Source organism: Alkalicoccobacillus murimartini (genome assembly GCF_030813245.1).
In the GTDB taxonomy this organism is placed as follows: Bacteria; Bacillota; Bacilli; order Bacillales; family Bacillaceae_D; genus Alkalicoccobacillus; species Alkalicoccobacillus murimartini.
This window is the reverse complement of sequence record NZ_JAUSUA010000003.1, coordinates 262,047-282,824: the sequence shown is the minus strand read 5'-3', so window position 1 is coordinate 282,824 and position 20,778 is coordinate 262,047. Positions and strand designations below refer to the sequence as shown.

Annotated in this window: 17 protein-coding genes; 4 read left to right on the top strand and 13 right to left on the bottom strand. The window is 40.8% G+C overall.

Annotated elements, in window-relative coordinates; genetic code table 11:
* Positions 1 to 65: 65 nt before the first annotated feature.
* Complete coding sequence (locus J2S05_RS12200; protein WP_306983168.1) at positions 66 to 1,346, bottom strand: ATP-binding protein; 1,281 nt, start codon at positions 1,344 to 1,346, stop codon at positions 66 to 68.
* 228 nt (positions 1,347 to 1,574) lie between these two features.
* Here J2S05_RS12200 and J2S05_RS12195 point away from each other — a divergent pair, with 228 nt between their 5' ends.
* Together J2S05_RS12195 and J2S05_RS12190 are read left to right on the top strand one after the other, a co-directional pair.
* Positions 1,575 to 2,375, top strand: coding sequence for a formate/nitrite transporter family protein (locus J2S05_RS12195; protein WP_306983166.1), 801 nt, complete (start codon positions 1,575 to 1,577; stop codon positions 2,373 to 2,375).
* Positions 2,376 to 2,491: 116 nt separating this feature from the next.
* Positions 2,492 to 3,352 (top strand): AraC family transcriptional regulator, encoded by an 861-nt coding sequence (locus tag J2S05_RS12190; protein ID WP_306983164.1) that lies wholly within the window; start codon positions 2,492 to 2,494, stop codon positions 3,350 to 3,352.
* A gap of 57 nt (positions 3,353 to 3,409) precedes the next feature.
* Here the strand turns inward: J2S05_RS12190 and J2S05_RS12185 are convergent, their stop codons facing one another.
* From J2S05_RS12185 to hutH, 11 genes are all read right to left on the bottom strand, one after another.
* Positions 3,410 to 4,111, bottom strand: coding sequence for a YczE/YyaS/YitT family protein (locus J2S05_RS12185; RefSeq protein WP_306983162.1), 702 nt, complete (start codon positions 4,109 to 4,111; stop codon positions 3,410 to 3,412).
* 101 nt (positions 4,112 to 4,212) lie between these two features.
* Positions 4,213 to 5,061, bottom strand: a complete 849-nt coding sequence (locus J2S05_RS12180; RefSeq protein ID WP_306983159.1) for an SAM hydrolase/SAM-dependent halogenase family protein — start codon at positions 5,059 to 5,061, stop codon at positions 4,213 to 4,215.
* 151 nt (positions 5,062 to 5,212) lie between these two features.
* The gene (locus tag J2S05_RS12175; RefSeq protein ID WP_306983157.1) at positions 5,213 to 6,484 is read right to left on the bottom strand and encodes an ABC transporter substrate-binding protein; all 1,272 of its coding nucleotides are present in this window, start codon (positions 6,482 to 6,484) and stop codon (positions 5,213 to 5,215) included.
* A gap of 16 nt (positions 6,485 to 6,500) precedes the next feature.
* Positions 6,501 to 8,816: an alpha-xylosidase gene (gene yicI, locus J2S05_RS12170; RefSeq protein WP_306983155.1), complete on the bottom strand. Its 2,316-nt coding sequence runs from the start codon at positions 8,814 to 8,816 to the stop codon at positions 6,501 to 6,503.
* A 65-nt stretch (positions 8,817 to 8,881) separates the two neighbouring features.
* The gene (locus tag J2S05_RS12165; protein WP_306983154.1) at positions 8,882 to 9,886 is read right to left on the bottom strand and encodes a LacI family DNA-binding transcriptional regulator; all 1,005 of its coding nucleotides are present in this window, start codon (positions 9,884 to 9,886) and stop codon (positions 8,882 to 8,884) included.
* A 136-nt stretch (positions 9,887 to 10,022) separates the two neighbouring features.
* Positions 10,023 to 11,843 (bottom strand): ABC transporter permease, encoded by a 1,821-nt coding sequence (locus J2S05_RS12160; protein WP_306983153.1) that lies wholly within the window; start codon positions 11,841 to 11,843, stop codon positions 10,023 to 10,025.
* A 14-nt stretch (positions 11,844 to 11,857) separates the two neighbouring features.
* Positions 11,858 to 12,619 carry an ABC transporter ATP-binding protein gene (locus tag J2S05_RS12155; RefSeq protein WP_306983151.1) on the bottom strand — a complete coding sequence of 254 codons (762 nt, stop codon included), beginning with the start codon at positions 12,617 to 12,619 and terminating at the stop codon, positions 11,858 to 11,860.
* A 142-nt stretch (positions 12,620 to 12,761) separates the two neighbouring features.
* Entirely contained in the window at positions 12,762 to 14,075 is a 1,314-nt protein-coding gene (locus J2S05_RS12150; RefSeq protein ID WP_306983149.1) for an amidohydrolase family protein, read from the bottom strand.
* A gap of 11 nt (positions 14,076 to 14,086) precedes the next feature.
* On the bottom strand, positions 14,087 to 15,361 hold the full coding sequence (hutI, locus tag J2S05_RS12145) for an imidazolonepropionase (protein WP_306983147.1): 1,275 nt from the start codon (positions 15,359 to 15,361) through the stop codon (positions 14,087 to 14,089).
* A 3-nt stretch (positions 15,362 to 15,364) separates the two neighbouring features.
* A complete protein-coding gene (gene hutU, locus J2S05_RS12140) occupies positions 15,365 to 17,029 on the bottom strand; it encodes a urocanate hydratase (protein ID WP_306983146.1) in 1,665 nt (554 codons plus the stop codon).
* The gene (gene hutH, locus J2S05_RS12135; protein WP_306983144.1) at positions 17,022 to 18,533 is read right to left on the bottom strand and encodes a histidine ammonia-lyase; all 1,512 of its coding nucleotides are present in this window, start codon (positions 18,531 to 18,533) and stop codon (positions 17,022 to 17,024) included. The genes hutU and hutH overlap by 8 nt, the downstream gene beginning before the upstream one ends.
* A 315-nt stretch (positions 18,534 to 18,848) precedes the next feature.
* Between hutH and J2S05_RS12130 the strand changes: the two genes are divergently transcribed.
* Positions 18,849 to 19,784 carry an aldo/keto reductase gene (locus J2S05_RS12130; RefSeq protein ID WP_306983142.1) on the top strand — a complete coding sequence of 312 codons (936 nt, stop codon included), beginning with the start codon at positions 18,849 to 18,851 and terminating at the stop codon, positions 19,782 to 19,784.
* A gap of 193 nt (positions 19,785 to 19,977) precedes the next feature.
* A complete protein-coding gene (locus tag J2S05_RS12125; RefSeq protein WP_306983140.1) occupies positions 19,978 to 20,517 on the top strand; it encodes a hypothetical protein in 540 nt (179 codons plus the stop codon).
* Positions 20,518 to 20,596: 79 nt separating this feature from the next.
* Here the strand turns inward: J2S05_RS12125 and J2S05_RS12120 are convergent, their stop codons facing one another.
* Complete coding sequence (locus tag J2S05_RS12120) at positions 20,597 to 20,755, bottom strand: hypothetical protein (protein ID WP_306983138.1); 159 nt, start codon at positions 20,753 to 20,755, stop codon at positions 20,597 to 20,599.
* Positions 20,756 to 20,778: the final 23 nt, after the last annotated feature.

Below are 20,778 nucleotides of genomic sequence, written 5' to 3'. Positions count from 1 at the left end.
CTTTACGTGACATATAAATCTATGTAAAGAATAGCACATTCAATTCAATAGAGGGGAACCATCTGTTAAAACCCCATTTTTTTGTTGGGGCTCATCCAGTCCCCTTTTTTACTCTTATGGTGCTCCGTCTGCATGCCTTGTATTACTTTCTCCACATCGACCTCACCTTTTTGATGCCACTCAAGTGCCGTACTCACAAATAACTCACCAAGTTGAGCGAAGGAGAATCCCTCTGATAATGTAGCTACATCTTGAATTTTACTCTGAGACATAAACGCATCAAATCCTCTTCGCTCCAAATATTGGATGCGAAGTTCAAATGTAGGTAATACAATCTCATAAGCTCGGTCAAAACGACCTCCTCGATTCATTAAACCGGGATCAATTTCTTCTGGATAATTTGTTGTACCAATTAAAAAGATTCCTTCTTTTGACGTCGCTCCATCTAATGTATTTAAGAAAAAGGATCGAACCCCCTTCGGCATAGAATCAATGTCCTCAATCACTAACACCATTGGAGCAAGCCTTCTGGCTGAGCTAAAGACCTCTTCGATGGAGTCACTTGTCGTAAACTCAGTAATTTGCCAATAAGCCACTGGAGCATGTACAGATCCAGCAATTGATTTCACCAGGGTCGTTTTTCCGTTTCCAGGTGGGCCATATAACAGAATACCTCGCTTATATGGAATCTGATAGGTCTGGTAAAATGAACGATCTTTTTCAAAGAATTGGTCCAATGATTGATAAATATCCTCTTTCAACTCTGACTCCATGATCACTTCATTGCGACTAAAAGCACGAGTAACGGGTTCCTCTTTTCGCATCGTACCGTTCTCAGAGTCTGTAAAAACCGTTACACGCGTGCGACTGTCTTCCCAAGCTCTAACTCGGACATTCTTTAGGAAGGTCGATATTTGGTGGTCTCCGATCGCGAATACACAGTTTCTGAACATAATACCTGAACTATCCTCCATAAAAAAAGGGATCCGGGCGAGAGCGACACCTTCCTCTTCATAGGCAAAGACATTATTTAATATAGACTTATGTACACGGTAATCAGGTGTTTCTTCATCTTCTGCATACGCAAATGTTCGTTTTTCGATCTTCTCAAAGATAGAAGCCACATGAGTCACTTGATCGGAACCATTTTGAATATCCTTCTCTAGCAAGTTCCAGTATTCAAAATTTGTATCTTCACTTGCATATAATTCATAAGGAACGCCAAATCGATTAAACAGTGCTTTTTGAATACCATCTATGATTCTTGCGAAAGACGGATAGCCTACTACATCCGTTCTTTCAGATTTATTTACTTCATATACAGTCGGGGTTTCTATGTATGACATCGCTTAACTCCTCTTAGTAAAGATCAGAATAGAGCTTCTATTCATGTCTCTTTGTCTTTCTCATTATTCTTGAACGTATCATACTCATTTTGCTAAAATTTGTCAACTTAGACTTGGTACATTCTTTTCTATTTTTTTAACTTATATAACCGCCCATGTCTCCTTAAATCGTGTATAATCAGATAGCGGTTTGAACGCAAACAAAATACTGGCGGTGTAAATAATTAAATGGAACAAACATCTTTGCAACAGATTGAAGAATTAGCTATAAAAAAGGAACAAACCTATAACGATCATTATATGCATTATTTGGCTCGCTCCATTTTAGCCACTATGTTTCTTGGACTTGGAGTGATCGTAGCCTTTCGAACAGGCGGATTTTTCTACGAAACCGGATCATCTTTATCATATATTGTTGCAGCCATTACATTTGGTGTAGGTATTATCCTCATAAAATACGGCAATGCAGATTTATTTACTGGGAACACATTTTACTTTCCTTTTGCTGCATTAAGAGGAAAAATGTCTTGGACTTCCGTAGGTAAGCTACTATTTACAACGTATATCGGTAATTTTATTGGGGCGATATTCTTTGCATGTTTTCTTTGGGCTACTGGATTATTTAGTGACTCTAGTGTAAATAGTTTTCTACTAAGTGTAGCTTCTCATAAAACAGAAACACCGATTAGTGAATTGTTTTTCCGGGCCATTCTCTGTAACTGGCTTGTCTGTCTTGCCTTCTTTATCCCTATGTCTCTTAAAAACGAGATGGCCAAGATCTTTATCATGATGCTCCTTGTGTTTAGTTTCTTTGTATCTGGTTATGAGCATAGCATTGCTAACATGTGTATGTTCGCCATTTCATTCATGCTTAATTCGCCGGATATCACCATTCAGGGAGTCGTGCACAACCTGATTCCTGTAACGATTGGTAACTTCATTGGAGGAGCAGTATTTATGGGCTTCTTCTACCATTATTTAAATCCTGTATCTAAGAAAGAAAAGAAGCAACAATCTAAAGCAGCATAATGAAAAGCCCTCCTTGGAGGGCTTTTTTGTATTATACTAAACCTATCCAAACTGAACGTTTAAAAACAGGATCTTTCCCTACCATTCTACTATGATGCTTGTAAGGAGATGAGGACATGGCCTGGATTGAATCTATGCAGAAAGCTATACATTATATAGAGAACCACCTAACAGAAAATCTTATACTAACAAACGTGGCCCAAGAAGCTCATGTCTCTGTCTCTCACTTCCAAAAAACCTTTTATATCTTAACAGGTATAACAGTGGGAGAATACATTCGGAAACGTCGTCTTACTCAGGCTGGTCATGAATTAAAAAGAGAGTCTAGTAAGATAATTGACATCGCTCTCAAGTACGGGTATGAAACACCTGAAGCTTTTTCAAAAGCGTTCAAAAACCAGCATGGAATCACTCCGAAAGAAGCAAGAAATCCACTTTCTGTAATTAAGACGTATAACCAACTTGTCATTAAAGTCACATTAAAAGGGGAAGAGCCGATGAATTATCACATAACAGAACGAAATTCCTTCACACTTGTTGGGATAAAGCGGAGGTTTTCTATTACAGAGAATGGTGCGCCTGCTATTACTGCTTTTTGGGATGAAAGCAATCACAATGGTACGACGGACGAAATATTGTCCATTGCAGACCCTTCTAGTGGTTCATTATTTGGAGCGTGTGCTCCAATAAGCGAGGATCATAACGAAGAATACCTCGACTACTATATTGCAGTTGAATCAAATCAAACCGTTCCTGCTCATTTTGACACACTAGTAGTACCCTCTTCAAAGTGGGCTGTCTTTGAGGCAAAGGGCCCTGCATCAAAGGTTGTACATGAGACTACACAAAGAATCTATGAGGAATGGTTCCCTACTAGCGGGTATACACTTTCACCCATTCCTGAACTCGAAGTTTATGCAGCCGGAGATCCTTACGATGAAAACTATGTCACAGAAATTTGGGTTCCAGTTCAATAACCATAAAGATAATCCATCAAAAAAACGCAGTGGACACGAATGTCCCTGCGTTTTACGTTAACCATGTATTTTAAGTTCTGGCTCCATAGGTGCCTCAACCAGTTCATCTCTTTCGTCCAACCTGGACAATTGCTTACGCCAGAATCCAATCGACGCCTGCATAACTGGTCCAATTAGGAACACCGATAAGAACGTTCCCGCTGCAACCGGACCACCCAATAACCATCCAATTAGTAAAGCCGTTCCTTCAAGAAGAGTTCGTACCAGACGAATGGATAATCCTGATTTCTTAGACAAAACCATTGTCATTCCATCTCTCGGTCCTGCACCTAATCCAGTCGCTACATACATTCCTGCACCAAAGCCAAGAATACAAATTCCTCCGATTAAAAACAGTAAACTCTCCCACCATTGCATCACGCTTGGATAAATAGGAATGCTCAACATGAAATCTAAGAAAAAACCAATTAATATAATATTAATAAAGCTACCAATCTGCGGTTTAGATTGATCAATGATGCATGCTAATCCAATCATAAACAACCCAATAATTTGAACCCAAACACCAATTGACCACGACGTCTTTGTTGAAAGCCCAATATGCAAGACGTCCCATGTAGCCGATCCAAAGGCAGACTTTATCATAAATGCTCCACCTGTTGCCAAAACCAAAAGTCCAACTAAAAAAACTGTCCACTTTATCATATAATAAGCGAACCCTTTTTTAACCTTATGACTTCCTCGAACCTCGTACTTCATTCTTAGCCTTCTCTCTATCTACTTATCCGTACCATTTACTTCGCTATACTAAATAAGTATAAAGAAAGTGCAAAATGAAAACAAGGTAAGAATGGGTATTACTACTTCCCAAATGTTGGTACGATGGCTATTTTCCAGTTATGTCCTGTGCCAATTTCATACGCCTTTGCAAAGGATCCTTGGTTGATGCCGATCGCCATGTGATCAATTGAATTTACGTATAAGACCGTTTTTCCAACAGACGTATCTGCAAATGATCGGCCAAATGTCATCGTGTTCTTATATACTTGTCTTGTTCCATCTTCAATCGCAACGTCAATTATGTCTCCGTATTGAATACCTAATTGGGTAAATAAGGATCGGTGAATATTTGTCCAAATGTTTCCGAATCGCACATCTAATATATCAATACTACCTAATGCTTGCTGCTCTTCTACACGTGCTTCTTGAATGGGTAGTTGGGTGATCAGGTCGGGATCTAGACTTTCTCCTACTTCTTCAAATGTAATCTCTCCACTAGCTAACCTTGCCCCTGTATAGGCGTAAATATCTCTGCCATGAAAGGTATACGATTCACCCGAATGAGGGAGGCGGTTACGAACCTCATCAAGCTCCCGGACCTCTTTTAATCCTATTAATCTACTTAGGTGAGTAAGCGTACCATTATCGGGTGTAATGATTAAATGATTAGAATTCAGCTTAGCAATGAGGCTTTTTCTCTTGGAACCGACACCAGGATCCACAACGGAAACAAACACCGTCCCCTCTGGCCAATAAGAAATAGTCTGTAGCAATCGATAGGATGCCTCCCACACATTATATGGAGGAATATCATGTGTTAAATTAGACACTTTGAGATCTGGATTGACTGACAAGGCTACTCCGTACATGGCACTTACCGCTCCATCGCTTAGTCCAAAATCAGATTGCAGTACTAACATTCGATTCATGTGTACCCCCTAGAAATTCAATGGATTTCACCTATTATATGAAGCAGGAATAATGTTATTCATATCTTAAGGTAAGGCTAAAGAAACAGCAATCCAATCTACACAAATAAAAAAACCTTCCGTTTGAACACATCAAGCGGAAGGTTAAACGTTATTCTTCTGTCATTTCTCTGGCTTTGTCACCTAACCGACTAATTGCTTCTTCAGCCGTAATGTCCCCGATAAACATGATTTCATAGATGTCTCGCATCTCATTTGAGAGACCTGGCGTTTCAAACTCAAAGACAATCGGTTGACCGATCCGGATGGCATCTAAAAGGTATTCTGCGTGCTCTGGTTCAGGATTATCCGTTACTACATGCTCAAGTCCGGCAATAGAAGGCACTGAATTACCGTTGTCAGCTAATCTAATCTCTTGCCCTTCCTCCGACACATAGTAGCTGATGAATTTCATCGCTTCTTCCGGATAATCCGTGTCACTATTCACCGCAAGATAAGCAGAGGTTACGAGGGTTGGTTCCATCTGCTCACCAGTATTCGTCGGCCAAGGAATGTAATCAAAGTCCTTATTGGACTCTAAAAAGAGTGGGGTTAACCAACGACCAGCGCCTACTAGGGCAACTTGATCAGACATAAACATCGCGTCTCGTCCTTGTCCCTGTGGTAAACTTCCTGAGAAAACAAAATTCCCATCTTGAACCATCTGATTCACATATTCAATGGCCTCAATTGTCTTAGGATCTGAATCAATAACCACTTCCCCATCCTTTTCTACACTGCCTCCATTGCTATAGATCCATGTATTCACTCCAAATGGACCTCCATCCTGCACATAACCTTCCTTGCCTGCTTCTTTAAATGTTGATGTAATTTCCTTTAACGTATCCCATGACCAATTGCCTTCATCATAATACTCTTGAGGTGATTTTACACCAACCTCTTCAAAGACAGATTTATTGTAATACATCACAAATGGATTGGCGTCAGGTACCAATGCGTAGGTTACACCATCCTTTTGAGTGGGTCCCCAAATATCATCTGGAAATTCATCCTTCCTGACATAAGAATCTGGCCCCTCTAAGAAATCATCTAGCGGGAGAGCCGTGCCACCTTGGACAAAGGTCGACATCGAAAAGTCCTGAACATAATAAATATCTGGTCCTTCGCTTCCTTGAAGACGTGTTGTCAGCGTCTGAGTATAGTTATCTGCCGGAAGCCCCGTAAGTTCTACTTGGATCTCATCGCCATGCAATTCATGAAAAGCATCAACCGCTCGTTGATACACTTTTAATTGAGCAGGATCCGCATACGTCAAAAAATCAAGCTTCACCACATCTTCTTCACTTGACGTATCACTACTTGAACACCCAGCCAATATTCCACACGCTACAATAACCACCATTGTTCTTTTCTTTACTCCCATTAAGATGACCTCCCTTTTATAGTTGAATGGTCACTTCTTTTACATCCGAGTCTAAAGAAATCGTTACGCCATCTGAAGTCTGCCCTTGTTCTCCTGTTGTGAGCGATTGAACAGAATGTACATTTCTCAGGACAACCGTATAGGATGTAGATAATCCCTCTGTTTGTACTTTGATACTTGAATCTGATTTTAGTGCTGTAGCAAATCCAACTTCCTCACCTGCTTCATTTACTAACACCATTCTTGCCTCTTCGCCTTCTTTTAAGGCAAATAGATGGAGTTCTACCTCGTTTGTAAAATCATAAGCTGCTGTTGTGTCCTCATGACCAAAAGCAAGAATGGAGTTCTCTTTCACCATCAAAGGAAGTGTCGTATAATCATGTGATTCTGTAATCCATCGCTCACCTGTCACCTTGCTGTTTGTTAAAAGGTTCGTCCACTCACCTTCTGGCAAATAGTATTTCACCGTTCCCTGATCATTAAAAATTGGTGCCACAAGTAAATCAGAACCGAGCATGTACTGACGGTCAAGATAATGACACGTTTCGTCTTCTGTAAATTCAAGGACCATAGGTCTAAGCATCGGAACCCCTGTTTTTGTTGCAGCAACCGCCATAGAATATAGATAAGGCATTAATCGGCATTTTAACTTGGTAAACTGCCTTGTAATATCAACGGCTTCTTCATCATAGAGCCAAGGTACTTTGTAATCTCCACTACCGTGGTAACGACTGTGCGAAGAAAGAAGTCCAAACTGCGTCCAACGCTTGTATAGATCTGGCGTGGATCCCGTTTCAAATCCCCCGATATCGTGACTCCAGTAAGCGAATCCAGCAAGACTTAAAGATAATCCTCCTCTTAAGGTTTCTGCCATCGAGGAATAATTAGAGAAGCTATCTCCCCCCCAATGTACAGGTAACGTTTGACCGCCAACTGTTGCTGAGCGAGCAAATAATACGGCCTGTTCATTACCTAAACGTTTTTTTAATAAGTTGAACACGCTTTCATTATAAAGCTGTGTATAATAGTTATGCATTTTATTCGGGCAAGATCCATCTGCATAAACAACATCAACGGGAATACGTTCTCCAAAGTCTGTTTTAAAGCTGTCCACACCCATATCAATGAGTCCGTTTAACTTATCTGTGTACCATGAGGTAGCCTCAGGGTTTGTGAAATCAACGAGACCCATCCCTGCCTGCCATTTATCCCATTGCCAAACACGTCCATCTGCCTTCTTTAATAAAAAGCCTTGGTCTGCTGCTTCTTTAAATAGTGGAGATTTTTGACCAATATAGGGGTTAATCCATACACAAATCTTGAGTCCCTTTTCCTTTAATCGTTTCAGCATATTAATTGGGTCTGGAAATACTCGCTCATCCCACTCGAAATTACACCATTCTAATTCCTTCATCCATAAGCAATCAAAGTGAAATACGTCAAGTGGAATCTCACGCTCAATCATCTCATCCACAAATGAGGTTACGGTTTTTTCATCATAATTTGTTAAAAATGATGTGCTTAGCCACAAACCAAATGACCATGAAGGGACTAGAGGTGGTTTACCAGTCAACTCTGTATAGTTATGAAGGACATCTTTCAGACTATCGCCTGCCACAATATAATAATCTAGACATTCTCCTGCAACACTAAACTGCGATTTCGATACTTTTTCAGAAGCGACCTCAAACGAGACATGCTCAGGATGATTGACAAATACACCATAGCCTTTATTACTCACGTAAAAAGGAATATTTTTATACGTCTGCTCACTGCCTGTGCCTCCGTCTTCGTTCCAGATATCTACAACCTGACCGTTCTTCACAAATGGAGTGAATCGTTCACCTAAACCATAAATTAATTCACCCACATCAAGAGATAATTGTTCTCTCATGTATGGCTCGTTTTTATCATTATGGACGTAACTTAAGGACCTTGGCTCACTTGATGTAAGTGATTTATCCTTATAAGAAAAGTGAACACGCCAATGTTCTCGTTCGATGGTTGCATGTAACGTTCCAGATGTGAAAGTAAGCTGCTCTTCTGTTTCTTCAAGTTGCACCGCCGGAGACTTTTCAGCTACAGTGAACGATGGGTCATTGACGACTGAACCGACATGATGATAGGCTTTCACACGAATAATATTTTCTAGTGGTGAAGAGATCTCAACCGTTAAGATTCCGCCATCAAGAGTCTGACCAATATGGTTAATCTTTTGAAAGGGTGTGTACATCGTCAACAACTGATCTTCTTGTTTCCAATCATAAACCTCAGCAGGACTCTTTATGACGTGACCTTCCTTATCCATCCAACATCCATTACTAAACTTCATCTTCTTCCCCCCATTTTATAAGAAATGATTATCGTACATCATTTATGTCAAAAGAAAAGCTATGTCTATAGATAGTACTTAGCATTTTCTTTCATGACTACTTCCAATTTTGTAATCTGTTCTGCTTTTATCTCTTCCTCGAAGGCAAGGTGTCGAAAAAGCTCCATTAGTGTTAAGTACCCTTGATTCACTGGGTCTTGATTGATCGTAGCAGTAATGACTCCTGATTCTAGAAAATGATGAATCTCCTCATTTAAATCATGACAAATTAACGTTAGTTTTTTATCGATTGAGGACAAATAAGCGGCTACCTCAAAAATATCTGAAGTAGATACATAGATTCCATCTAGTCCTTCAATAAGGTCCTTCAATTTATCTGTTAAAGGGGTAGAAACCGCAATTGGTCCATAGACCTGAACATTTTGGTACTGGGTAGATGCCTCTATGAATCCTCGATTCTTCTCATTGGTTTGGAAGTCGTTGTTTTGACCAAACACTGCCACTTTACCGGATTGTCCAACGAACTTGCAGGTTAACTCTGCAGCGAGCCTGCCTGACTCATAATAATCAGCCCCAACGTAAAATAATCTTTTGCTTCCAAGAGCATCCTGATTAAACGTACAGATGGTTACACCTTTTTCTATCCCGTCATTAATCACTACATCAAGGATCTCTTCTCCTGAAGCTACAGCAATAGCATGATACTCATTTGTATCAATGACCTTCTGCAACATGTCAGAATCATTGCCTTCCTTCATGCGGAATGTCGTGACCTCTACACCATAATCCGCTAGTTCATTAATCGCTTTGTTTAATCCTACTTCAACTTGGCTCCAAAAATATTGTCCAAATGCCGGATACAAAACAGCCATCTTATATTTCATTTTTTTTGAAAGTACGGAGGCTAATTTGTTAGGCTTATAACCAAGCTCTTCAACCGTATCCATAATTTTTTGGTAGGTCTCTTTCTTTACGTTGCCTCGATTATTTAAAGCCCTATCTACGGTAGCAATTGATAAGCCTAATTTCTCTGCGATTGTTTTAGCTGTCGTTTTTGTAAGCGTTACCAATTAATTCTCTCCTTTTGCTCCCTATTTAAGATTATCGTACATCATTTAGGTTTGATCGGCAATACTATTCATCCTTCTTTTTCATTCTCAACAAAAAAAAGGTAAGACAATGACTGTCCCACCTTTCCTAAATCCTTTATTTTTCCTTCGGCATGACAATACCTTTATACAAATTAACTGTTATTAAATAGTACACTGCATAGATCCCGATAAACAATAGAATTGGGAGCCAGATCCGATAATATGGTTCTAGCAGAATGAATGAGAATAGATTCATACCTACTAACACATGCACAATTCCAAAGATGCCTGGGAACAAGAAGATAAAGAACAATTCTTTATAGACGGACCCCGAAAGCTTGCTTGGTCTTACACCGATTTTACGAAGCATTTGATAACGTCCAATGTCTTTTGTAGCACCAGACAACACTTTAAACATTAAGCAGCTCGCCATCATAGCAAGGAAGGCAATGCCAAGGAAAAAGCCCATAAAGACCGTACCACTTGAAATAGCATTCATTCCTTCGTACATCGTGTATTTAGTATATATTTCTGTATTGAATTGTTCTTGTTGAAGATCATTTAACTGCTTCCACTGAGGTAGGTATTGAGTATAGGCATCTGTCCTACCAATAAAAACAATTTTTTCTGCTGCATCGATCTCATTATATTCGTCTGTAGAAAGAACAACAGGAGAGTTCCCTTGGGCACTTGGTTCCGTGATTTCTCGCAGGAAATTAGCCCATTGCCAACCATTTAATCCAACTTCATCTGAGTCTCTTTGATCTTGTGGAAGCTCCTCATCTAAACGATAGATGGATTGTTCAATTGCTTGCCCACTTTCAAAATCGAATACAAGCGGCCGTTGTTCATCTAATTCTTCTCCTTCGAAATAAACATATTGTTCGTCCATCTTATACCGGTATTCCATCTCTTCTTTGAACTCAATCGTACTGAGGATATTTTCTTGCTCTTCATCTGCATCAAATACTGCGACATCATAGATTTCTCCCAATTCGACTAATGTACTTACATTATGCTGGAAGGCCATACCAGCCGATATGGCTCCCGCACCTAAGGCAATAAGCATCGTCACGGTTGCGAGCATGGTCTTTAGTCCATTGATCCGAAAGCGCAATTGAGAAAAGGTAAAAGCATGAATCCCCTTTTCGTTTAAGGATTTGCTCCGCTTAAGTTTATTCACTACAGAAGGAATCAAAGAAGAGAAGATCAGATATGTTCCTATTGTAGTGGCGGTTGGAGCAGCAATTAATCCAAGTTCTCTGAGATTCTCCATATTGATTAGCGCGAAATAACCAATTCCTAGAAAAATGATTCCAACAACCATACTAAAAAATCTTGTTTTACCTTGAGTCGGAACTAGATCAGTTTGTGATTCTGCGTGTACTAGTTCCAATATTTGAAGTCTTGATAAACGAATGGAATTAATTAGACCGTTGATCAAAAACAAAATAATAAAGAACACAAGAGTGATGGCTACTGCAGGTAGGAAAAAGGATGAATAGCTAGTACTTGTGAAGTTAAGCTGATTCATGAGCAAACGACCTACAATCTCAGCGAGCAATATTCCGAAACCAATTCCAATGACTAATGAAATGGCGCCAATCACTAAGGTCTCAATAAACATAATTTTTTGGATTTGTTTTTTCTTAGCTCCTAGTAGCATATACATCCCAAATTCCTTTTGACGCAGTGATAATAGGAATGAATTTGTATAAAGGATGTAGAAAAACGTAACTACAGCTAGGAGCACTGAGCCTACATTAAAAACAAGTTGAATACTATTAATCAGTGAATTTTCACTTGTAAATTCCTTATTCCAAGCTAAGGTTTGAAACATATAGAAAATAGAAATAGACATCACTAATCCTGCAAGAAGGACAATATAATCCTTCAACTTGCTTCGAATGCCTGATACAGCTAATTTACCTAACATGATAAACCTCCTCTCTACGCCTTGCTTGTCCCAAGCTCTGCCAGCTCATTTAGAATCTCTTTGAAGAATTCTTCTCTCGTTCCGGTACGCGTAATTTCTTTATATAGTTCTCCATCTTGAATAAGGACAATTCGTTTGCAATAACTTGCCGCATTGGCATCATGTGTAACCATCATAATGGTAATACCATGATCCTCATTTAGGGTCGTCATTGTTTCTAGTAAGCTTGTTGCATTTTTAGAATCAAGCGCACCTGTGGGCTCATCTCCAAGTAACATGCTTGGATTGTGTACAAGAGCTCTAGCTGCTGCCGAACGCTGCTTTTGGCCCCCAGATATTTGTGCTGGGTATTTCTCTAAAATAGATTCAATATCTAGTGTCTTTGCAATAGCCTTTACCTTAGGCGAAATTTCTTTTGAAGGTACATTCTGTAATGACAACGGAAGAGCAATATTCTCATACACCGTCATACTCTCTAGCAGATTAAAGTCTTGAAAGATAAAACCAAGCTTTTGTGCGCGAAAATCAGCCAGCTGATTCTGGTTCATCGTCGTAATATCGGTCCCGTCAATTTGAATTTGACCAGCTGATATAGAATCTAGCGTGGAAATCACATTTAAGAGTGTCGTTTTCCCCGAACCAGATGGCCCCATGATGCCTACAAATTCTCCCTCATTTATGTTCATGTTCACCTTCTTTAACGCTCGAAATTGATTCTCGCCTTTTTTTCCGTAAACCTTATCAACATCTGTTACATTTACCACTGAGTTAGCCATGATTGAAGTCCTCCTGCGTTTCTAAGTTATTCTTAGATTATCATGCACAAGAGAACACCTCGTATCGATTTAAATAACAAGAAGCTTACAATAATGTAAGCTTCCATCTCTATCTTTAAGAATGACCAAAAGACAACCGTATCTATGACCATCTCTCCACAAGTCGATTCACCTGATTCACTAACTTCTTCTCAGAAATCTTTTTGAGTCGACGATTTTCAATGACTTGTTTTCCATTCACTACAACATCTGTAATGGCTGTTGGCTGCATTGAATAAATTACATTGGCAAATAACTCTTTGCTCGGTAACAGTGAAAGATCTTCTCTATCTAAAACAACAAAGTCAGCGCGTAATCCTTTTTTCAGCTCGCCTGTTGGTAAGCGAAGCATGTTCGCACCTGCTTTTGTTCCCATATGAAAAACTTGATTTGCATTTATACACATTCCGTCTAGTCTAGTGACCTTTTGTAATAAGGAGCACATTCTCATTTCTTCATAAACGCTGATACGATTGTTACTACATGCTCCGTCTGTTCCGAGTGCAACTTGCACACCAGATGCAAGTAAATCCGGCACTGGTGTAACACCATCAGACAAGAACATATTGCTAGATGGACAATAGGCAAGTGACGCCTGTTTGTCTCCTAATAATTGAATTTCCGATGGATCAATCCAAACGAGATGGATCGCAATCATATTGTGATCTACGACACCTAATGAATCTAAATAATGTACAGGTCTGAGACCACAATTCTCTAGAGTCTCTTCTACCTCAAATGGCTCTTCCGCTACATGGATATGAAAAGGAACATCTAACTCTTTTGCTAGTTTGTGACCGGCTTGAATCATCTCAGGTGAAGCTGCATGGGGGCTATGTGGAGCTGGATGGATAGTAATCATTTGATCCCCTTGATACTTAATGGCAAGTTGCTTCGTCCGTCGAGTAGCTTTCTCCACGCTCTCGATATAGCTATCAGGCGCTCCCTTCCAGTCATACATCGTACGTGCAAAGACCAGACGTATCCCGACGTCTTTTGCAGCTTGTATCACCGCTTCATCAGAGCGAATACCGCCATTGTGAACATAAAAAAAGTCCGCAACCGTGGTTACACCATTCTTCATCATCTCTGCAAAGGCAAACAATGCTCCTGTATAAATCGCTTGTTCATTCAAAAATGGTGTACATCGATACAAGGCTTCATCTCTCCATTGCAAAAAAGGCACATCAATCGCCATGCCACGAAGCAAGCTTTGAAAGGAGTGATTATGAGCATTCACGGTACCTGGCACAATCGCTTTCTCTCCAAAATCTACCGTCTTAGCATGTGGATATAATGGCTTCAGCATAGCTTTTTGACCAATATCTACAAGTTCTCCATCCTTAACAAGAAGTGCATAATTAGATTGAAAGGCACCATCCACAAATATGTGTGTAGCTGTATATAATACCTCCATTTCACCCTCCTTTATTGAATGACCCTTCCCGATTGAACAACTAGACGCCCTTTTTTCACCACTGTATCCACATGATTTACTGCATAATGATATTGCAGCATCTGATAGTTTGGCACATCAAATAGAACAAGGTCAGCTTGCTTGCCAACTTCTAGACTGCCAATAGAACTTGCCTTACGAATCGCATGTGCTGCATTAATTGTTGTCGCAGTAAGGACCTCTTCAGGTGTCATCTTCATCGTTAGACATGCTAAATTCATCATAAAAGGCAACGATTCAGTTGGAGAAGAGCCTGGATTCCGATCCGTTGATAGAGCGACCGCAACACCTGCATCAATCATCTTTCGTGCCTGTGCAGGCTTCTCCATCAAGAAAAATGCCGTGCCTGGTAACAAAACAGCAATTACACCCTGAGCTGCAAGCTGTTTTATGCCTTCATCCGATGCCTTCAACAAATGATCAGCCGTCACCGCGCCCATTCTGGCAGCCAGCTCTGCTCCTCCAAAAGAAGCAAGTTCATCTGCATGAATCTTAGGCTGCAAACCTAGCATACTGGCAGCTTCAAGAATACGTTCAGACTGTTTTATCGTAAAGACACCCTTTTCACAGAAAACATCACAGAAGTCTGCTAATCCAGCTTCGACCACGGCGGGTAGCATGTTTTCTATAACCAGATCAACATATTCATCGGGATGATTCTTATATTCTGGAGGAATGGCATGTGCTCCCATAAACGTAGAAACAATGTCAACATCATGATGTTGACTCAGCTCCTGCGCTACTTCCAGCTGCTTGATTTCATCCTCTATGGTCAGTCCGTACCCGCTTTTTGCTTCAATCGTTGTGACACCATGTAGTAAGAATTGATGTAACCGCTGCTCTGATTGTACATATAAGTCCTTTTTTGAAGCGGCTCTCGTCTGTTCGCATGTACTGAGAATGCCACCGCCACCTTGCAAAATATCCATGTATGACGTTCCTTTTAACCGTTTCTCCAATTCATGTTCTCGTGTTCCTGCAAAAACAAGATGGGTGTGAGGGTCAATTAATCCTGGAGTGACAAGTTTGTCTGAAGCATCAATCACTTGAACATCGTCTGACAGATGGGCTAGATACTCCACAGCCTCATCATCCGTTCCCACAAAGCCAATCACTTGATCCTTAATAATGACACTACCACCCTCGATAATGCCCAACTCCCCCATACTCACCCCACACCTTGCAACCGTGTTATTTCCTTGCATCGTTACGAGCTGTGCAGCATTACGGATATATAGACAGGTCATCGATTAGTCTCCCTTCAAAAAAGGAATGTTCAGTTTGTTGGTGTTGGCTGCATGAATAGCTTTTTCATAGCCTGCATCTGCGTGCCGCACAATGCCCATACCCGGATCACTTGTTAACACACGGTTTAATCGTTCTCCTGCTTCAACTGTGCCATCTGCTACAACAACCATGCCAGCATGGATTGAATAACCCATTCCGACTCCGCCACCATGATGAATGGATACCCAGCTTGCTCCAGCTGCTGTGTTAACCAGAGCATTAAGTAATGGCCAATCAGCCACCGCGTCACTCCCGTCCTTCATGGCTTCTGTCTCCCGATTTGGCGAGGCAACTGAACCTGCATCAAGGTGATCACGCCCGATGACAACCGGAGCGAGAAGTTCTCCTGAAGCCACCATCTGATTAATCATGGTGCCAGCGATTGCCCGTTCTCCATAACCAAGCCAACAGATACGTGCTGGTAACCCTTGAAATTGAATATGTTTTTGAGCTAACTTAATCCAGTTACAAAGACCTTGATTAGCCGAGAATACTTCAAGCAGTTTCTGATCAATCTTCTTAATATCCGATGCTTCTCCAGAAAGAGCCACCCATCTAAATGGTCCTCTTCCTTCACAAAACTGCGGACGAATGTAGGCAGGTACAAATCCTGGATATCTAAATGCTTCTTCTACTCCTTGATCAGCTGCCACTTGACGCAAGTTATTCCCATAATCGAAGGCAATCGCTCCTTGCTTTTGCATCGTCAATATCGCGAGAACATGTTGCGCCATACTTTGTTTTGCCTTTGTCATATAAAGCTCAGGCGTCTTTACCCTAAGGTCATTTGCCTGAACGATCGAATATCCCACTGGTATATAGCCATGAAGCGGGTCATGGGCAGACGTTTGGTCCGTTACGATATCTGGAATATAGTGACGGTTCACCATTTCAGGGAGAATTTCTGCTGCGTTCCCAAGCAACCCAATCGATTCTGCTCTACCCGCTTTCTTTGCACTCTCAGCCTGAGTGATCGCTTCATCCAAGCTATTCACCCATGTATCACAGTACCCAGTCTGTACCCTCTTCTTAATTCTCGATTCGTCCGCCTCAATACAAATAACCACGCCACCATTCATCGTAATCGCTAGTGGTTGAGCACCTCCCATCCCACCAAGACCCGCCGTTACCGTAATTGTGCCTTTCAAACTTCCTTGAAAATGTTGCCTGCTACACTCAGCAAACGTTTCATATGTTCCTTGGACAATGCCTTGAGTCCCAATATAGATCCAGCTTCCTGCGGTCATTTGCCCATACATCATTAAGCCTTTCTGATCGAGTTCGTGAAACGTTTTCCAGTTTGCCCAAGCAGGAACTAGATTGGAATTAGCAAGTACAACTCGTGGTGAGTGCACATGTGTTCGAAACACAGCTACAGGTTTTCCCGATTGAATCAATAACGTTTCATCTGCTTCAAGCTCCTTCAAAGCCGTAACTATTTGGTCATAGGCTTGCCAATTTCGTGCAGCTTTGCCCATCCCTCCATAAACAATAAGCTGGTCTGGCTGCTCGGCAACCTCCGGATCAAGATTATTCATTAGCATGCGCAGGGCAGCTTCCTGAATCCAGCCTTTTGTATGAAGCTTACTTCCCCTTGGAGCTACAACGACCCTTTTCTGATCACTCATCAAACCCCTCCTTTAAAATGAACCTCCTTTGCTTGATTGCTTCAGCCATATTTTCAATATCAGTTGATAACACACGGTCTGTTGTTAGAATAGGCACAACCTCTCGAATATGTTGATGAAACTGTTTAGAATGAGTACCAAGCTGATTCACTCCACGAAAATCAACTGCTTGCGCCGCGCAAATGGCTTCAATAGCAAGCACCACACGACTATTTCGGATGATCGATGCCGCATGTGAGGCAGCCGTTGTCCCCATACTCACATGATCTTCTTGGTTAGCAGATGAAGGAATCGAATCTACACTTGCCGGATGAGCAAGTGATTTATTTTCTGAAACTAGAGAGGCAGCCGCATATTGAGCAATCATAAGCCCTGATTCTAAGCCTGGCTTGTTGCTCAGAAAAGCGGGTAGACCTTCACTTAATTGAGGATTAACAAGCCTCTCGGTCCGCCTTTCTGATATATTAGCGAGTTCTGAAACAGCAATACCCAAAAAATCCATTGCAAATGCAATGGGCTGTCCATGAAAGTTACCACTTGAAATCACTTGGTCACTTTCTGTAAATATTAGTGGATTGTCTGTGGCTGCATTCATTTCAATCAGCAAGGTATCGCGGACATAACCAAGCACCTGCCTGACTGCACCATGTACTTGCGGAATACACCGAATAGAATAGGCATCCTGCACTCTTTCTTCTCCCTGCTTTGTTACAAGCTGACTATCAGAGAGAAACGAGTATATACGAGCCGCTACCTTCTGTTGCTCTGGAAAAGGCCTGACCGAATGAGGTTCAGGATAAAACGCATCAATCACACCACGTAGTCCTTCTATCGTTAGCGATGCCACCCTATCGGCGATATCCGCTAAATATTCCGCTTCCAAATACGCGATCACACCCAGCCCTGTCATTGCTTGTGTACCATTAATAAGAGCGAGCCCTTCCTTTGCCTTAAGAGTAATAGGCTTCAAACCTGCCTTCTCTAATGCTTGCTTTCCTGAGAGAATTTCACCTTTGTACTGAGCTTTACCTTCTCCTACAAGGACTAATGCAAGATGAGATAATGGGGCCAAATCACCACTAGCCCCTAATGAACCTTGGCTTGGCACAAGTGGATGAACTCCTTTATTAAGGCAATCGATTAATCGTTGCAACGTTTCAACACAAACCCCTGAATATCCTTTTGCTAACGCATTTGCACGAAGTAATAGCATGGCACGACTGACTTCCTCTGAGAATATCTCACCTATCCCACATGCATGGCTTCGAATGAGATTAAGTTGCAGTGCATCGAGTTCCATTGCAGAGATCGACGTTTCACTTAGCTTCCCAAACCCAGTGTTCACACCATACACCTTATTCCCTTTAAGAAGATGTCCCTCAACCCATCTTCTGCTTTCTTGTACCTTCTTAACGGCTAACGGGTGAAGAAAGACTGGATCTCTCCGATAGACAATTCGACTGAACTCATCGAACGTTAATGAATCGCCTTTCAGTTCAATCATGCCGTGTCCCCTCCTCAACATAAAACGGACCATACCAAGAATTGAATCTTAGTACAGCCCGCTAGATACTACATCTATATGCCTTACCTTTCTGCCTCATTCTCTATTTTTATTAGATGGCAGTCTGCTCGTTAAGATAACCGTCAGCAGCATGATTACGTAAAACAGAAAAGGAACGCCGACATTAAATACATGAATCATCAGACCACCTCCATTATCCTAATAGGATGTGCAAAAAGAACCAAGCATATTCTTAGTAGCGATTCGTATCCTCTGCTATGATAAGGGCAACTATAGGATGAAAGGATGATGACATTGTCTACAAAAATAGAACTCGGTAAATCTGGTTTATTTGTGAATCCAATTGGACTTGGAACAAACGCAGTTGGAGGACACAATTTATTTAAGAATTTAGAAGATGAAACAGGTCGAGAGCTTGTTCGCACCGGACTTTCTCAAGGAATTAACTTCTTAGATACAGCCTTTATTTATGGTCCTGAACATTCGGAAGTACTTGTTGGGGAAGTTGTAAAGGAAGTTGGTTCACGCGAAGACCTTGTCATCGCTACAAAAGCAGCACACCGATTTGAAGGAGAAGAGATTAAAATTGATAACTCTCCTGCCTTTTTAAAACAATCTGTTGATGATGCTCTACGTCGTCTGCAAACAGATTATATTGATTTATTTTATATTCACTTCCCTGATGAACACACACCAAAAGATGAGGCTGTAGGCGCATTAAAAGAACTCAAGGATGCCGGAAAAATTCGTTCAATCGGAGTATCGAACTTCTCTCTTGATCAGTTAAAAGAAGCCAATAAAGACGGACATGTGGATGTTCTTCAAGGTGAATATAACCTCTTTACAAGAGATGCTGAGAGCGATGTCCTTCCATACATTGTAGAGAACAACCTTTCCTTTATCCCTTACTTCCCGCTTGCAGCTGGACTATTGGGAGGAAAGTACACAAAAGATTCCAAGTTTGACGACTTGCGAGCCAATCATCCACTTTTTAAAGGCGATGCCTTTGAGCGTAATTTGGAGAAGGTCGAATCTCTAAAAGAGATCGCTTCAAGCAAAGGCGTTGAAACCGCTCATGTTGCTCTTGCCTGGTATCTTCAGCAAGACGGCATTGACGCACTCATTCCTGGAGCCAAACGTCCAGACCAGGTTTCAAATAACCTAAAAACATTAGACGTCACTCTTACACCTGAAGAGTGGAAAGCAATAGATCAGATTTTTAAAGGATAATCATACTGCCCCAGAAGAAATGTCTTCTGGGGGTTTTTTTTGTGCGGTCGGAAAAATATGAGCTTTTTAATCGTTAAGCACTTAGGGATATAATGGTATAATCTATAAATAAAATACAGTTTAGATACATTGGGTGAATAAATGAACTTCACACTAATTATCATGCGAGAAACCCACATTTATGGAGGCAATAATGAAAATTAAGTACTTGATCGTTTTCCTTGTTACATTTTTAGTTGCTGTTGGTGTGTATAGCATCTATTCAATTAATACACTTTCAATATACGACAAAACAAATGAGGCATTTGCAAAGGAATATGCCACATCACCAGATTACCGTATTCTTGAGGTTAGACCATCAAATGCTGATATGCCTGCTGTATTAGCTGTTTTTGAAACAGCTAATCAAAAAGAAATAGGCTTTATTGAGTATACCCAAGATAAAACAAATATCGTAACCCTCGTGAAGAACGAAAATGATGTGTCTACTTTAGTGATGAACGGAACCCACCAAACATCATTTGGCGCTTATATCTCACCTAAAATAGCCGAAGATATAGATATTGCCTATGCATCATATTATAATGAAAAAGAAAATCAATCGTTTGTTATTCCAATAGAAAGAGAGACCCAACCTTACTATTTTTTCATCTCTGTTGACGCTGATCAAACTCAGTTTGAATGGCATTTTTTAGATTCAGACGAGAATGAACTTTTCCTAGAAGAGGAGTAAGTGATCTGTAGCCTAATTTATAAATAAAAAAGCATCCATTACATTGGATGCTTTCTTATTAGAGAAAGAAACTATAACCCTATAAAGTACGAGTCATTAATCCGTAAGCAGCCCAATAAGTAATTGGAAAGATGACAATAAAATAAAATCGAAGGGTCTCAGGTAGGAAGAAAGCCCCTGCCATGAATAAAAGAAAGAGTGCGAAAGCCCAACGATACGTTTTACTATTTTTCTTCATTAAACACCTCTAGATATACTAAG

Bases quoted from the DNA above. Each gene is read 5' to 3' on its own strand.
- J2S05_RS12200 (WP_306983168.1), bottom strand. From the start codon at position 1,346: ATGTCATACATAGAAACCCCGACTGTATATGAAGTAAATAAATCTGAA.
- J2S05_RS12195 (WP_306983166.1), top strand. From the start codon at position 1,575: ATGGAACAAACATCTTTGCAACAGATTGAAGAATTAGCTATAAAAAAG.
- J2S05_RS12190 (WP_306983164.1), top strand. From the start codon at position 2,492: ATGGCCTGGATTGAATCTATGCAGAAAGCTATACATTATATAGAGAAC.
- J2S05_RS12185 (WP_306983162.1), bottom strand. From the start codon at position 4,111: ATGAAGTACGAGGTTCGAGGAAGTCATAAGGTTAAAAAAGGGTTCGCT.
- J2S05_RS12180 (WP_306983159.1), bottom strand. From the start codon at position 5,061: ATGAATCGAATGTTAGTACTGCAATCTGATTTTGGACTAAGCGATGGA.
- J2S05_RS12175 (WP_306983157.1), bottom strand. From the start codon at position 6,484: ATGGGAGTAAAGAAAAGAACAATGGTGGTTATTGTAGCGTGTGGAATA.
- yicI (WP_306983155.1), bottom strand. From the start codon at position 8,816: ATGAAGTTTAGTAATGGATGTTGGATGGATAAGGAAGGTCACGTCATA.
- J2S05_RS12160 (WP_306983153.1), bottom strand. From the start codon at position 11,843: ATGTTAGGTAAATTAGCTGTATCAGGCATTCGAAGCAAGTTGAAGGAT.
- J2S05_RS12155 (WP_306983151.1), bottom strand. From the start codon at position 12,619: ATGGCTAACTCAGTGGTAAATGTAACAGATGTTGATAAGGTTTACGGA.
- J2S05_RS12150 (WP_306983149.1), bottom strand. From the start codon at position 14,075: ATGGAGGTATTATATACAGCTACACACATATTTGTGGATGGTGCCTTT.
- hutI (WP_306983147.1), bottom strand. From the start codon at position 15,361: ATGACCTGTCTATATATCCGTAATGCTGCACAGCTCGTAACGATGCAA.
- hutU (WP_306983146.1), bottom strand. From the start codon at position 17,029: ATGAGTGATCAGAAAAGGGTCGTTGTAGCTCCAAGGGGAAGTAAGCTT.
- hutH (WP_306983144.1), bottom strand. From the start codon at position 18,533: ATGATTGAACTGAAAGGCGATTCATTAACGTTCGATGAGTTCAGTCGA.
- J2S05_RS12125 (WP_306983140.1), top strand. From the start codon at position 19,978: ATGAAAATTAAGTACTTGATCGTTTTCCTTGTTACATTTTTAGTTGCT.
- J2S05_RS12120 (WP_306983138.1), bottom strand. From the start codon at position 20,755: ATGAAGAAAAATAGTAAAACGTATCGTTGGGCTTTCGCACTCTTTCTT.